Origin of the sequence: Aestuariivirga sp., from assembly GCF_044239095.1 — a bacterium.
GTDB lineage: Bacteria > Pseudomonadota > Alphaproteobacteria > Rhizobiales > Aestuariivirgaceae > Aestuariivirga.
In genome coordinates this window covers 1-12510 of record NZ_JBIICB010000111.1, presented here as the reverse complement: position 1 = coordinate 12510, position 12510 = coordinate 1, and the positions used below count along the sequence as shown (strand labels likewise).

The following is a 12510-nucleotide window of genomic DNA, read 5'->3' as shown; positions in this document are numbered from 1 at the left end:
ACCTTTTCCCTGGCGATCGGGGTCTTCAGATAGCGGTTCACGGCGGCGAGCAGATAGGTGACCTCGCGCTCCTCGATCGCCACGTCGTCGGCGCGGCCCTCATAGGGAATATCGGTGGTGCCGATCAACGCCATGCCGCCCTCATAAGGGTTGACGAAGATCACCCGCTTGTCGTTGTTCTGGAAGAGATAGGCCTGCGGGCCCTCCCAGAACTTCGGCACGATGATGTGGCTGCCCTTGACGAGGCGCACGCGGCGCGGCGAGTTGGAGCCTGCGACGGCGTTGATCACGCTCTCGACCCACGGGCCCGCGGCATTGGCGATGACCCTGGCCTGCACCTTCGAGCGGGTGCCGTCCGCTGCAGTGAATTCGACCTCCCACTGGCCGCCGGCGCGGCGGGCAGCAGTGGCGGCGGTGCGGGTCATCACCATCGCGCCGCGTTCCTTGGCGTCGATCGCATTAAGAGAGACAAGGCGCGCGTCATCCACCCAGCAGTCGGAATACTCGAAGGCGCGGGTATAGTCGCCGCGGATGGGCTTGCCTTCCGGGTCGCGCCGCAGATCGATGTTGCGGCAGCCAGGCAGCCTTTTGCGGCCGCCGAGATGATCGTAGAGGAACAGCCCCAGCCGCACCAGCCAGGCGGGGCGCTGCTCGGGTGAGTGCGGCAGCACGAAGCGCATGGGCCAGACGATGTGGGGGGCAGCATTCAGCAGCACCTCGCGCTCAATCAGCGCCTCGCGCACCAGGCGGAATTCATAATATTCGAGATAGCGCAGGCCACCGTGGATGAGCTTTCCCGAGCGCGAGGACGTGCCCTGGGCGAGATCGTCCTTCTCGCAGAGGATCACCGAGAGGCCGCGGCCCGCAGCATCCCGCGCGATGCCCGCGCCATTGATGCCGCCCCCGATGACGACGAGATCGACGGGCTTCAGCTCCTGCATATCAGCAACGGTTGAGCGCAGGCTCGCCTGCGAGATAGCGGCGGACTTCCTCCGCTGCGAGGCCTGCGGCATAGCTTACCGTCTTCACCGAGGCGCCGGCGATGTGCGGCGTCAGCGTCACGTTGCCGAGCTTCAGGAAGCGGTTATCCGGCGGCACCGGCTCAACATCGAAGGTCTCCAGCATGGCGCCCGCCAGCTTGTTCGAGACGAGCGCCTCGTAGAGATCGTCGTAGTTCACCAGCGGCCCGCGCGCGGTGTTGATGAAGTAGGCGCCCGTCTTCATCTGGGCGATCGTGTCCTTGTTGATCATCTTCGTGGTTTCAGCGGTGACGCGCGGATGGAGCGAGATGACATCGGCCTCGGCGAGAACGCGGTCGAGCGAGCACTGGATCACGCCGTCGTTCAGGTCATCGACGGTGAGCTGCACATAGGGGTCGCTCACCAGGATGCGGCAGCCGAAGGCCTTGAGCAGCTTCACGACGCGGCGGCCCACCTCGCCATAGCCGATGAGGCCCACCGTCATCTCGGAGAGCTCCTGTCCTGTCAGGTCAGCCCGGTAGAGATCGCCCCGCCACTCGCCGTGGCGCAACGCATCATGGCCTTTGGTGATCTTGCGGGTCTCGCTCAGGATCGCGCCGATGGTGAATTCCGCGACGGCGGAGGCGTTGCGGCCCGGCGTGTTGACCACCGTGATGCCGCGCGCGCGCGCCGCCTTCATGTCGATGTTGACCGGCCCGCCGCGCGAGACGGCGACGAATTTGAGCGTGGGCAGCCGGTCGAGGATGGAGGCGGACAGCGGTGCGAGCTGGGTGACCAGAATCTCGGCATCACCCGTGAGCTCCACCACCTGGTCGGCGGTGCCCATGTATTCCTTGAGGCCGTCCATGCCTTCGACCGCATAGCCATGCTCCATCGGCTCATCCGGCCAGGGCATGTCATGCGTGCGGATGTCGAGTTCGAATAGCCTGCAGCGTTCACGCAGCGCCGCCTCGAACATGGACGACAGCATGAAACGGTCACCGATGACGGAAATCTTACGATGCACGATTGGCCACCATGGCGCGCCACAGCGGGCGCATTGTCTCGCGGGTTTGCTTGTAGATGACGAACGCCCCGTCATAGCGGCGGGCCAGCTCCGGGTCGGGTTCGGTAACAGGACCGAGCAGCGGGTCTACCCACTCCGCCACGCAGGCATTCATGTCCGGATAGAGCTTCTGCTGCACGGCGGCCATCATGGCCGCACCTGCGGCACCGGCCTCCTCGCGCTGCACGCTGCGCACGGGGGCCTTGAGCGTGCTGGCCAGCATCACGCGCAGCGCCTTCGAGCGCGCTGCCCCGCCGGTGACCCTCACCTCGCGCGGGATATCGCCCATCGCCGAATAGCAATCACGCGAGGCGAAGCACAGGCCCTCGAACACACTGCGCATCATGCCGGCAAATCCCATGCCGAGCTCGAGGCCGGTGAACATGGCGCGCGCCGCGGGCTCCATCACGGGGCCGCGCTCGCCCGCCTGCGAGATATAGGGATGGAAGATGGCGCGGGCAGGCTCCGCCGCCATCACGCGCTCATCGAGGCCCTTGAGCAGATCGCCGCGCGTGCGCTCCACCCCTTGCGAGGCCAGCACGTCACGGCCGACGTCGAGCAGCCAGTCGATGTTCAGCGTCGAGGCCATGTTGGACTGGATCTGGGCATACATGCCGGGCACGGGGAAGCACATGGTATAGCCCGAAAGCTCGGCATTGAGCTTCACATGCTGAGCGGATGGCGCGATCTTCATGTGCATGCCGGTGGAGCCGACGATGGTGCAGCCTGTCTCGCCCTTGGGGTCGTAAAGCCCGCCGCCCAGCCCCGTGCACAGCACGTCCACATAGCCCAGCGTGACGGGCGTTCCAGCCTTCAACCCCGTCAGCGCCGCGGCCTCGGGGGTGAGGCCGCCCGCGACCTCCGTTCCCTCGACGATCTCGGGCAGCAGGCGCTTCGCATCGGATGCGCCGAGCACGTCCAGCACCTCGGGCGCGTAGCTGCGCGTCGCATACTGGCCGAAGGTGAAGTTCGCTTCCGACGGGTCCGTGCGCCGGTCGCCCGTGAGCTTGAAGTAGAGCCAGTCCTTGCAGTGGAAGCCGGTGGTGGCACGCGCCAGAACCTCGGGCCGGTTCCTGTTCATCCAGGCCAGCTGCATGCTCATCTGGCAGGCATTCACGCCAGTGCCGGTGCGCTGGTAGTGCGCGGGATAATCCTTGCTCGCCGCGAAGGCCTCGGTGATGGCCGCAGCACGCGCATCGAGCCACAGCCAGGCAGGCGCCACGGGCTCGCCCGCCTTGTCGATCAGCCACATGCCATCGCCCTGGCCCGTCACCGAAATGGCGATCAGGCGGGCGGCAAGATTGGGGATTTTTTCCGTCAGCTCCTTCAGCGTCGCCGCCGTATCGGCCCAGGTGCGGGCCATGTCCTGCTCGGCACCGCCGTCAGGAAATGTCGCGTAGCGGTTGGGAATCGCGGCTGCCGCAAGCTGCTCACCCGTCACACTGAAGGCGATGGACTTGATGACCGAGGTTCCGGCATCGATGCCGATGAGGATGCCATCCCTCATGCGAGGGTTCCTCCATGGGCGATTGCCATGCCACTCTTTGGATCGAAGAGGTGGAGGTCGCGCGCGGCCACATTCAGGCTCACGTCGCTGCCAGGTGTCCGCGACACCCGCTCTTGCGAGACGGACACGACAGTGCGCCCGCCAACGTCCACGGCGACATGGGTCTGGTCGCCCAGCCACTGGCAGGCCATGACCTTGCCCTTCACCGGCCCATCGCCCAGATGCAGCGCATAGGGGCGGATGCCGAGCGAGATTTTCGGCGTCGTCGCCAGCCGCTCCCGCAAGGCGGCTGACATGTCGGCGGCGGGATAGGACAGCGTCGTGCCGCCATCCACCATGAAGCTCACGGCATCGGCGGACGTCTTCACGTCGGCGGCGAAGACATTCATCGGCGGCTCACCGATGAAGGTGCCGGTGAACAGGTTGGCGGGGCGCACCTTCAATTCGGCGGGCGTTGCATATTGCTGCAGCACGCCGCCCTCCATCACCGCGATGCGGTCGGCCAGGGCATTGGCCTCCGTCTGGTCATGGGTGACGAGGATGGTCGTGCATTTGTGCTCGCGCAGGTAATGCTTGATGCGGCCGCGCAGCACGGCGCGGAGCTGCGGCTCGAGCTGGCCCATCGGCTCGTCCAGAAGGTACAAGCCCGCATCGCGCACCAGCGCGCGGCCGAGGCTGGCGCGCTGCTGCTGGCCGCCGGAGACGGAGGAGGGATAGCGGTTGAGAATGTCGGAGATCTCCAGCATCTCCGCCATGGCCCTGACGCGCGAGTCCTGCTCGGCCTGCGGGAGCTTCGAGGACTTGAGCGCGAAGGACATGTTCTCGGCAATGGTCAGCGGCGGATAGAGCGAATAGGCCTCGAAGGCCATGGCAACGCCGCGCTGCGCAGGAGCCAGCGTGTGAATGGGCTTGGCCCCGAGCGTGATTGACCCGTTGGTCACATCCTCGAAGCCTGCGATCATGCGCAGGGTCGAGGTCTTGCCGCAGCCGGAAGAACCCAGAAGTGCGACGATCTCGCCGGGCTTCACGGTCAGGTCCAGCGCCTGCACGGCATGCACGTCGCCCTTGCGGGAGCGGTAGATCTTGTCGACCCGGTTGAGAACGAGTTCAGCCATGGAGCCGTTCTCCCGTCTGGCGGTCAAAGATGTGGGTGCCGTGTTCGGCGAAGCCCGCGCGGATTTTCGCACCCGCGTCGGGAACCTTGGCGGTGGCGGGAAGCGAGGCGAGGAATTCCCAGCCGCTGGCCGTCTGCAGCAGCAGCACCACGCGCTCATTGAGTGGTGTCACGGCGACAACCTCAGCCTCCAGACCCTCCGCACCGCCAAGCTCGACAGCCTCAGGCCTGACGCCGAACGTCACCGCGCGGCCCGCGTGAGAGGCGTAGCTGGAGGCGACGGACACGCGGGCGCCGCCCAGCACCACGTGCACGCCGGACGAATCGGAGGCAATCACTGTTTCGCCCGTGTTGATCGAGGGATCACCAAAGAGGCGTGCCACGCCGAGGGTGGCAGGCTTCGTGTAGATGTCCTCAGGCGTGGCCGTCTGCACGAACTTGCCGTTGGCCAGCACCGCGATGCGGTCCGCCAGCGCCATGGCTTCCTTGTAGTCCTGTGTGACGTAAAGCACCGTGGCGCCGCTCTGGCGGAGCAGGCGCGGCAGTTCCAGGCGCATCTCGAAGCGCAGCTTGGCATCGACGTTGCGCAGCGGATCGTCAAGCAGCAGGATCTGCGGGCTGGCAGCCAGCGCGCGGGCCAGTGCGGTCCTCTGCTTCTGGCCGTTGGAGAGTTCGCGCGGGGAATGGTTCAGCACATGGTCGATCTTGAGGAGCTTGGCGACCTTGGCGACACCCGCCATCACCTTGTCGTCCGCCGCACCTGCTGCGCGCAAGGGCGTCGCGATGTTCTCTGAAGCCGACATGTGCGGGAAGAGTGCGAAGTTCTGGAACGCCATGCCCACACCGCGATGCTCCGGCGCGATGTCGGCGACGTCATGCCCGCCGATCTCGATGGTGCCGGAGCTTGGCTCCTCCACGCCTGCGATGAGGCGGAGCAGGATGGTCTTGCCGGTGCCGGAGCCGCCGAAGATCACCACGATCTCGCCCGCACTGGCTTCGAGATTCAATCCGTCGAAGACCTTGAAGGACTTGTAGGCCTTGGACAGCGACTTGATGACGAGCTGGCTCATCCCTTCACCGCCCCCATGGAAAGGCCCTCGACGAGATAGCGCTGCGCATAAAGCGCCAGCGCCAGCGTGGGCGTGATCGAGATGATGATGGCGGCCGCGATCTGCCCGTATTGGATGCCGGACGCCGTGACGAAGGCAAGCGCGCCCACGGTGACAGGCTGCTTGTCGGCCGAGGCCAGGATCAGGGCAAAGATGAAATTGTTCCAGGCGAAGATAAAGGCGAGCAAGCCCGCCGCCGCGATGCCGGGCTTGGCCAGCGGGATCGAGATCTTCGTGAAGGTCTTCCACCAGCTGTTACCCGCAATGCGATAGGCATGCTCGATATCGGGGCTGATGTCCTCGAAATAGCCGCGCACGATCCACAGGATCAGTGGCAGGCAGATCAGCTGATAGACCCAGATGAGGCCGATATAGGTGTTGGTGAGGCCCAGCGTCTTGAAATAGAGGCTCAGCGGCAAGAGCACGAGGAGGGCCGGCGCGAAGCGGAAGGACAGCAGCGTGAAGGCGATGTCCTCACCCAGCCTGAACTTGAAGCGCGCGAAGGCATAGGCCGCAGGCACGCCCAGCACCAGCGAGAGTGCGACCGAGCACACGGAGAGCAGAACCGAGTTGAACATGTTCTGCATGAAGTTCAGCTGCAGGCTGCCCGCCGCGGTGCGCAGCTGGCCGGTGATCAAGGCTGTATAGTTATCAATGATCGGCGTGAAGACGATCGAGGGCGGAATGCGCAGGATCGTCTCGTTCGTCTGGAGCGACATGAGGAAGATCCAGGCGATGGGGAAGAGGAAGAAGATCAGCACCAGCGTGATCAGCACGCCGCGCAGGACTTTCTCGAATGTCGATGTGTGGTCCATGGATCAGTGCGCTCCGTGGGCGCGTTCGCGCAGTTTGAGCCACTGCTTGATGAAGACGTTCGACAGCGCATAGGTGATCGCCCAGAGGATGATCATGAGCGCTGCGGACCGGCCCACATTGGTGGCTTGGAAGAAGTCGAGATAGGCTTGCACCTGAAAGACGAGCAGCTTGTCGCCCGGTCCGCCCTGCGTCATCGCATAGATGATGTCGAACTGCTGGATCGAGTCGAGCAGGCGGAACAGCGTGGCCGTGATGATGTAAGGCATCAGCATGGGCAGCGTGATGCGGAAGAACACGAAGCTTCGCGGCACGCCATCAAGCGCTGCCGCCTCGAAGGGCGCTTTCGGCAGCGAGCGCAGGCCCGCGAGCAGCAGGATCATGATGAAGGGCGTGTAGACCCACATGTCCACCAGCAGCACGGTGAAGAGCGCGGTCGACGGATCTGAGGCCCATTTGAAGTCGGTGATGCCGATGAGGGTGAGGAGATAGCTCAGCACGCCGAAGTCCGGATGCGTCATCAGCTTCCACATCAGCGCGGCCAGGGCCGGGGCCGTCATCAGCGGCAGCAGCAGCAGGATGGACGCGATGTTGTTGAAGCGCGTGGGCCGCTGCAGCAGAAGCGCGATGGCAAGGCCCAGCAGCAGCTCGAGGCCCACCGTCAGGAAGGCATAGGTGAGCGAGATATAGACGGTGTTCCAGAATTTCGGATCGGTGAAGAAGTTGATGTAGTTATCAAACCAGATGAAGCCCTTCATCTGGGGCAGGTTCATCCGGTAGCGCAGCATCGAGTAATAGACGGCGGTGAAGAACGGGATCAGGATCCCGATGCACATCAGCAATGCGGGAAGCGAGAGCAGGTAGGGCAAAGCCCGGCGCATGAAGCGGCTCTGCTTCACCGGTGTGCGCATCTCTTTGGCGGCGGCGGTCATGTCGGGCCCGTAACCTGCGTGTGAAAAGGGATGAAGGGCGCGGGGCCAACCCCAGGGAGAAGGCAGCCCCGCGCACCAGTCAGTGTTGCTTAGCCGAGGCCGGCTTCGGCCAGCTTCTTGTCCATTTCGGCTGCCATGGTGTCCAGACCTTCATCGATCGGGATTTCCTTGGCGACCATCTTCTGCAGGTTCTCGGACCACAGCGTGGTGAGGTCGAAGAACAGCGGCTGGGCGGTGAAGTAGATCTTCGCACCCGGCGCCGAGACGTCATGCTGGTTGAGATAGCCCGGATAGGACTTGTCGATGCGGCCGCGGAACTCTTCGTCGGCCCAGACCGAGGCGCGGACCGGGTTGACGAAGTCCATCTTGCGCGCGCCGAACAGCGCGTGCTCGACCGAGGTCGCCCACTGCAGGAAGTACCAGGTGGCGTCCTTCTGGGTGCCGGCATTGTTCATGGCCAGCGACCAGATCCAGACGTTGGGCGTCGGAGCCGTGGCGGCAGGGTTTGCCGCAAACGGCGCGTAACCGAGGTTGCCCGCTTCCGTGTTGTCGCCGCCGTTCATGAAGTAGCCGAGGATGTCGGCGTCGAAAATCATGGCGGAGGCGCCGGCGCCGAGGTCAGTGCCGACCTGATACCAGGTGTAGGTCGACCAGTTCTTCGGGCCTGAGTCCTGGATCATCTTGACCCAGTCGCTGTGGAAGGCCTTGGAGCCCGCGGTGTTCATCGCGGCCTTCAGCTTGCCATCGGTGACGGTGAAGTCACGCTCGCCGAAGTTGGCATAGCCCGAGAGGAAGCCCGGGTGGATCGAGGCCCAGGAACGCGAGCCGCGCACGCCGATGCCGTAGGGTCCGCCGAGATCCTTGGTGAGCTTGGCCGAGACTTCGACCATCTCGCCCATGTTCTTCGGCGGCTGGACGCCGACCTGGTCGAACATCTTCTTGTTGTAGGAGATGTTGTTGAGCTCATAGCCCCACGGAATGCACCACTGCTTGGCATCCGCGGAACCGAGTTCGCCACCGGGAACGCCGTTCCACGAGGTCGATGCGCGCAGGCCCGGCAGCATATCTTCCCAATTATAGGTGGGATTGGTCTTGGCCGGGTCCTTGATGAACTCGTTCAAGTCCGTGATCCAGCCAGCCGGACCATAGGTCCAGGTCATGTAGGCGCCGGTCATGAAGGCGTCGTATTCGGTGGAGCCCGAGGACAGGGCGGCCGTGACCTTGTCGAAGTAGACGTCCTCGGGGAAGATGTCCCAGGAGATGTCCATGCCGGTCATCGTCTTGAAGGTCTCGATGTTGGCGATCATGGCATCGGCGTAAGGATGCTTGTTGAGCAGAAGCTTGAGCTTCGAGCCCTTGTACTTCATCCAGTCGAAGTCGGCGGCCATGGCGCTGGTCTGCGCCTGGGTCATCAGGAAGCCGGCGGCAGAGGCCGAGAGGCCCGCCTTTCCGGTCGCCTGAAGCAGTTCACGGCGGCTCATCTTCTTTGCCACGAAGGCTTCGAAGAGGCCCTTTTCCTTGTCAAACATTCCCATTCCTCCAGTTGTTGTGGGGTCGTTGGTGGAGACTTAGCCCGGTGCGGTTTTCCCGTTCTTCTTGCCGGGCTCTCGTCCCGGTTTTTGTGAAACGAGGCGTCTTGCCGTTGCCTCGTCAGTGATCAGGCCGAAAAGAAGTCCGTGCTCGAGAATGGCGCGGATGGCCTGAGTTTTCGATGTGCCGCCCGCGAGGGCGACGATCCTGTGGCTTTTCAGGTCGGCAAAGCGCGGGGCGAGCGCGCGGTCCGACACCGAATTGGGCAGATGCTGGCCATGCTCGCTGAAGAAATGTCCGAGGATTTCGGCGCAGGCGCCGGTCTTCATCACCTCGTCCACGTCCTCCTCGTCCACCATGCCGGCGGTGGCGATGAAGCTCTTGGCATCCACCTCGCCGATGCCGGCGATATAGAGCTCAGCCTTGCGCGCCATGGCGAGAACGTCCGACACGCCGTACTGCGATTCCAGAACGCGGCGGTCCTTCTCGGTGTTGGCGAAGAATGGCACGGGCATCACATAGGCCTCCGCCGCGGTGCGCTCCGCCAGGCGGTGGATCACGTCGAAGGGGCTGGCTGCGAAGCGCCGGGTAAGGCCACCCAGCAGCGACACGAAGCGTGTGTCCCGCGCCTGAATGCTGGGCATGAGGTCGACGGCGGCGGCCAGCGTGCGGCCATGGCCCATGCCGATCATGCGGTGGCGGCCGCCCTCGATGAGATGGCGGATGTAGCGGGCGCCCGCCATGCCGAGCGTGCGGAGCGGAAGCGGGCCCTCGTCGATGTTGGGCACCACCTCGCAGAAGCCGAGACCATAATCAGCCTTGAGCCGCTCCTCGAGCGCGATGCAGCCGGAAATGGGACCCTCGACGAAAACGCGGATCAACCCCTCCGCGCGGGCCCTGGCGATCAGCCGGTGGGCCTTGGTGCTCTGCACGCCGAGAAGTTCGGCGACCTCGCCCTGCGTCTTGCCCCCCGCAAAATGCAGCCACGCGGCACGGGCCGCGAGTGCGGCCTCCTCGTCCACCTGAGGGGCTGGCTGGTGCAGGGTCAACGCGCTCCCACTTCTTTGAAAATTTTTTCTTGAGGTGCAATATTTTTCAGATAAGCTCAGCCGTCAACCAAATTCGTTATTGCACTGCAAAACCGCAGGCTTTCCGCATGGGATTTACACTCTCCGTCAACACCAACCCCTTCGTGAACCGCTTTGCGGAGCCGGAGGACCTGATCGGCACCTTGGCGGATGAGGTGGGAATCGGCCACATCCAGCTGGTGCATGAATTCATCAACCCGTCTTGGCAGGCCAGGACGGTGAAGCGCCTGACCGACCGCATGGCGAAGGCCTGCGCGCAGAAGGGGGCGAAGATCACCTCCATCATGACGGGCCCCTATGGGAGGCTCAACCACTTCGTCCACCCTGATGGCGAAGTGCGGCAATATTATATCGACTGGTTCAAGGGCATGGCGGACATCGCGGGCGACCTCGGCACCCCCGCCATCGGTACGCAGTTCGGCATCTTCACCTTCCGCGATTACGATGACGTCAGCCGCCGCGAGGATCTGATGAAGATCGGCTTGGACGGCTGGCGCGACGTGGCCGAGCATGCCAAGGCGCGCGGCCTCACCTGGCTGTTCTGGGAACCGATGTCGGTGGGCCGCGAGCTGGGCCACACGCTGAAGGACACGCAAGACCTGCAAGACTGGATCGATGCGGCTGGGCTTCCCATTCCGCTGAGGCCCATGGTCGACATCGACCATGGTGACGTGACCTCGCCCAACCCGGCGGATGTTGACCCTTACGCCTGGGCCAGGGACTTCGCCACCCAGTCGCCCATCATCCACATCAAGCAGTCGACGATGAACAAGGGCGGGCACTGGCCCTTCACCAGGCAGTACAACGAGAATGGCCGCATCACGCCGGAGCAGCTCATCGCTGCGGTGAAGGCCGGCGGCGGCACGGATAATGAGCTCTGCCTCGAACTCGCCTTCCGCGAGCGCGAACCCACGGACCGCAGCGTTGTGCCGGCAATCAAGGAATCGGTCGCCTATTGGGCGCCCTTCACCAAGACAGGATTCAACTGATGAAGACGCCGTGGATCGGCACCAGCTGGAAGATGAACAAGACGCGTGCGGAAGCGCAAGCCTTCGCCGCGGCGCTGAAGACCTCTTCCTTTGGGAATGTTCAGCCCTTCGTCATTCCGCCCTTTCCCTATATCGCCGAGGTGGCGGACATTCTGTCTGGCACGCAGGTGAAGGTTGGCGCGCAGAACATGCACTGGGCGGACCAGGGTGCCTGGACCGGGGAGGTGTCCCCCCTGATGGTGAAGGACTGCGGCGCGAGCATCGTTGAGCTTGGCCACAGCGAGCGCCGCACCCATTTTGGCGAAACCGATGAGACGGTGGCGAAGAAGGTGGCGGCGGCCGTGAGGCACGGCCTGACCGCGCTCGTCTGCATCGGCGACACGCGCAGTGAATATGAGGCGGGTGCCACGGCCGACGTGCTGGCAAAACAGACACGCTTTGCGCTGCGTGACGTGGGCCGGGATGCGCCGGGCAAGGTGGTGCTCGCCTATGAGCCTGTCTGGTCCATCGGCGAGGGCGGCATTCCGGCGGACCCCGCATTCGCCAACGGCCAGCACCGCAAGCTGAAGGCGCTGACGGCGGAGATTGCTGGCGCGCCCCTCAAGGTTCTCTATGGCGGCAGCGTCAACCCGCAGAACTGTTGCGAGCTGGCCGCCATGTCGGATATTGACGGGCTCTTCATCGGCCGGTCCGCCTGGGATCCTGCCGGTTTCATCGGCATCATCGATGCCGTCACACGGTCCTTGGGAGAGAAGTCATGAAGATCGCACTTGGCGCCGACAGCGCCGGAAAACCCCTCCTCGACGTGATCGAGGCGCATCTGAAGTCGAAGGCCGAGCACCAGATCGCCAATCTGAGCCAGTCCGGCTTCTATGCCGACCTCTCGGCCAACCTTGCCCACAAGGTGAAGGACGGGGAGTTCGAGCGTGGCATCCTGATCTGCGGGACCGGTATCGGCGTCTGCATTTCGGCCAACAAGGTGCCGGGGATTCGCGCGGCCCTGACCCATGACACCTATTCGGCGGAACGCGCCGCAAAGTCCAATGACGCCCAGATCATCACCATGGGTGCGCGCGTCATCGGCCCGGAATTGGCGAAGGCCATTGTCGACACCTGGCTTGCCTCCGCCTTCGACCCCAAGGGCGCCTCGGCGGCGAATGTCGAGGCCATCAACAAGCTGGACGGATCTTGCTAGGAATTTTATCTTGACTTCAGCGCTGCGATCTGCTAGGCATATGTTCCTTGAACGTGCCGCTGCTGATTGACATCGTGAAAACCTAGGAGCCTGTCTGGAAAATGGCCTCGACGGCGGGGATAGAATTTGATTCATTTGGGTTATGAGCAAGACATATCGATCGTGGGAAGTAGATCAGGCGTGGCTTTTGCCGGCTTCGGTTCATGAT

Annotated in this window: 12 protein-coding genes; 3 read left to right on the top strand and 9 right to left on the bottom strand. The window is 63.9% G+C overall.

Annotation, left to right across the window (positions count from 1 at the left end):
* From ACILRA_RS11635 to ACILRA_RS11595, 9 genes are all read right to left on the bottom strand, one after another.
* The coding region (locus tag ACILRA_RS11635; protein ID WP_395662266.1) for a glycerol-3-phosphate dehydrogenase at nt 1-941 on the bottom strand (941 nt) is incomplete at its 3' end.
* Between the two features lies 1 nt (nt 942).
* The gene (locus ACILRA_RS11630) at nt 943-1950 is read right to left on the bottom strand and encodes a 2-hydroxyacid dehydrogenase (RefSeq protein WP_395662265.1); all 1008 of its coding nucleotides are present in this window, start codon (nt 1948-1950) and stop codon (nt 943-945) included.
* 25 nt (nt 1951-1975) lie between these two features.
* Nucleotides 1976-3532, bottom strand: coding sequence for an FGGY family carbohydrate kinase (locus tag ACILRA_RS11625; protein WP_395662264.1), 1557 nt, complete (start codon nt 3530-3532; stop codon nt 1976-1978).
* Entirely contained in the window at nt 3529-4647 is a 1119-nt protein-coding gene (locus ACILRA_RS11620) for an ABC transporter ATP-binding protein (protein ID WP_395662263.1), read from the bottom strand. The genes ACILRA_RS11625 and ACILRA_RS11620 overlap by 4 nt, the downstream gene beginning before the upstream one ends.
* A complete protein-coding gene (locus ACILRA_RS11615; protein WP_395662262.1) occupies nt 4640-5716 on the bottom strand; it encodes an ABC transporter ATP-binding protein in 1077 nt (358 codons plus the stop codon). The genes ACILRA_RS11620 and ACILRA_RS11615 overlap by 8 nt, the downstream gene beginning before the upstream one ends.
* Nucleotides 5713-6570 carry a carbohydrate ABC transporter permease gene (locus tag ACILRA_RS11610; RefSeq protein ID WP_395662261.1) on the bottom strand — a complete coding sequence of 286 codons (858 nt, stop codon included), beginning with the start codon at nt 6568-6570 and terminating at the stop codon, nt 5713-5715. Before ACILRA_RS11610 ends, ACILRA_RS11615 begins: the two co-directional genes overlap by 4 nt.
* Before the next feature lie 3 nt (nt 6571-6573).
* Nucleotides 6574-7500, bottom strand: coding sequence for a carbohydrate ABC transporter permease (locus ACILRA_RS11605; RefSeq protein WP_395662260.1), 927 nt, complete (start codon nt 7498-7500; stop codon nt 6574-6576).
* Between the two features lie 89 nt (nt 7501-7589).
* The gene (locus ACILRA_RS11600; RefSeq protein ID WP_395662259.1) at nt 7590-9029 is read right to left on the bottom strand and encodes an ABC transporter substrate-binding protein; all 1440 of its coding nucleotides are present in this window, start codon (nt 9027-9029) and stop codon (nt 7590-7592) included.
* Between the two features lie 39 nt (nt 9030-9068).
* Complete coding sequence (locus tag ACILRA_RS11595) at nt 9069-10079, bottom strand: sugar-binding transcriptional regulator (protein ID WP_395662258.1); 1011 nt, start codon at nt 10077-10079, stop codon at nt 9069-9071.
* 107 nt (nt 10080-10186) lie between these two features.
* On the opposite strand from ACILRA_RS11595, the gene ACILRA_RS11590 reads away from it, so the two are divergent.
* Genes ACILRA_RS11590 through ACILRA_RS11580 form a run of 3 tightly spaced genes read left to right on the top strand, consistent with a single transcriptional unit; the run spans nt 10187 to nt 12302 of the window.
* A complete protein-coding gene (locus ACILRA_RS11590; RefSeq protein WP_395662257.1) occupies nt 10187-11107 on the top strand; it encodes a sugar phosphate isomerase/epimerase family protein in 921 nt (306 codons plus the stop codon).
* On the top strand, nt 11107-11868 hold the full coding sequence (locus ACILRA_RS11585; RefSeq protein ID WP_395662256.1) for a triose-phosphate isomerase: 762 nt from the start codon (nt 11107-11109) through the stop codon (nt 11866-11868). The genes ACILRA_RS11590 and ACILRA_RS11585 overlap by 1 nt, the downstream gene beginning before the upstream one ends.
* On the top strand, nt 11865-12302 hold the full coding sequence (locus tag ACILRA_RS11580) for an RpiB/LacA/LacB family sugar-phosphate isomerase (protein WP_395662255.1): 438 nt from the start codon (nt 11865-11867) through the stop codon (nt 12300-12302). Before ACILRA_RS11585 ends, ACILRA_RS11580 begins: the two co-directional genes overlap by 4 nt.
* Nucleotides 12303-12510: the final 208 nt, after the last annotated feature.

Excerpts from the sequence above, each read along its gene's own strand:
- ACILRA_RS11590 (WP_395662257.1), top strand. The coding sequence starts at position 10,187 with ATGGGATTTACACTCTCCGTCAACACCAACCCCTTCGTGAACCGCTTT.
- ACILRA_RS11580 (WP_395662255.1), top strand. The coding sequence starts at position 11,865 with ATGAAGATCGCACTTGGCGCCGACAGCGCCGGAAAACCCCTCCTCGAC.
- ACILRA_RS11630 (WP_395662265.1), bottom strand. The coding sequence starts at position 1,950 with ATGCTGTCGTCCATGTTCGAGGCGGCGCTGCGTGAACGCTGCAGGCTA.
- ACILRA_RS11605 (WP_395662260.1), bottom strand. The coding sequence starts at position 7,500 with ATGACCGCCGCCGCCAAAGAGATGCGCACACCGGTGAAGCAGAGCCGC.
- ACILRA_RS11600 (WP_395662259.1), bottom strand. The coding sequence starts at position 9,029 with ATGTTTGACAAGGAAAAGGGCCTCTTCGAAGCCTTCGTGGCAAAGAAG.
- ACILRA_RS11585 (WP_395662256.1), top strand. The coding sequence starts at position 11,107 with ATGAAGACGCCGTGGATCGGCACCAGCTGGAAGATGAACAAGACGCGT.
- ACILRA_RS11620 (WP_395662263.1), bottom strand. The coding sequence starts at position 4,647 with ATGGCTGAACTCGTTCTCAACCGGGTCGACAAGATCTACCGCTCCCGC.
- ACILRA_RS11625 (WP_395662264.1), bottom strand. The coding sequence starts at position 3,532 with ATGAGGGATGGCATCCTCATCGGCATCGATGCCGGAACCTCGGTCATC.
- ACILRA_RS11615 (WP_395662262.1), bottom strand. The coding sequence starts at position 5,716 with ATGAGCCAGCTCGTCATCAAGTCGCTGTCCAAGGCCTACAAGTCCTTC.
- ACILRA_RS11610 (WP_395662261.1), bottom strand. The coding sequence starts at position 6,570 with ATGGACCACACATCGACATTCGAGAAAGTCCTGCGCGGCGTGCTGATC.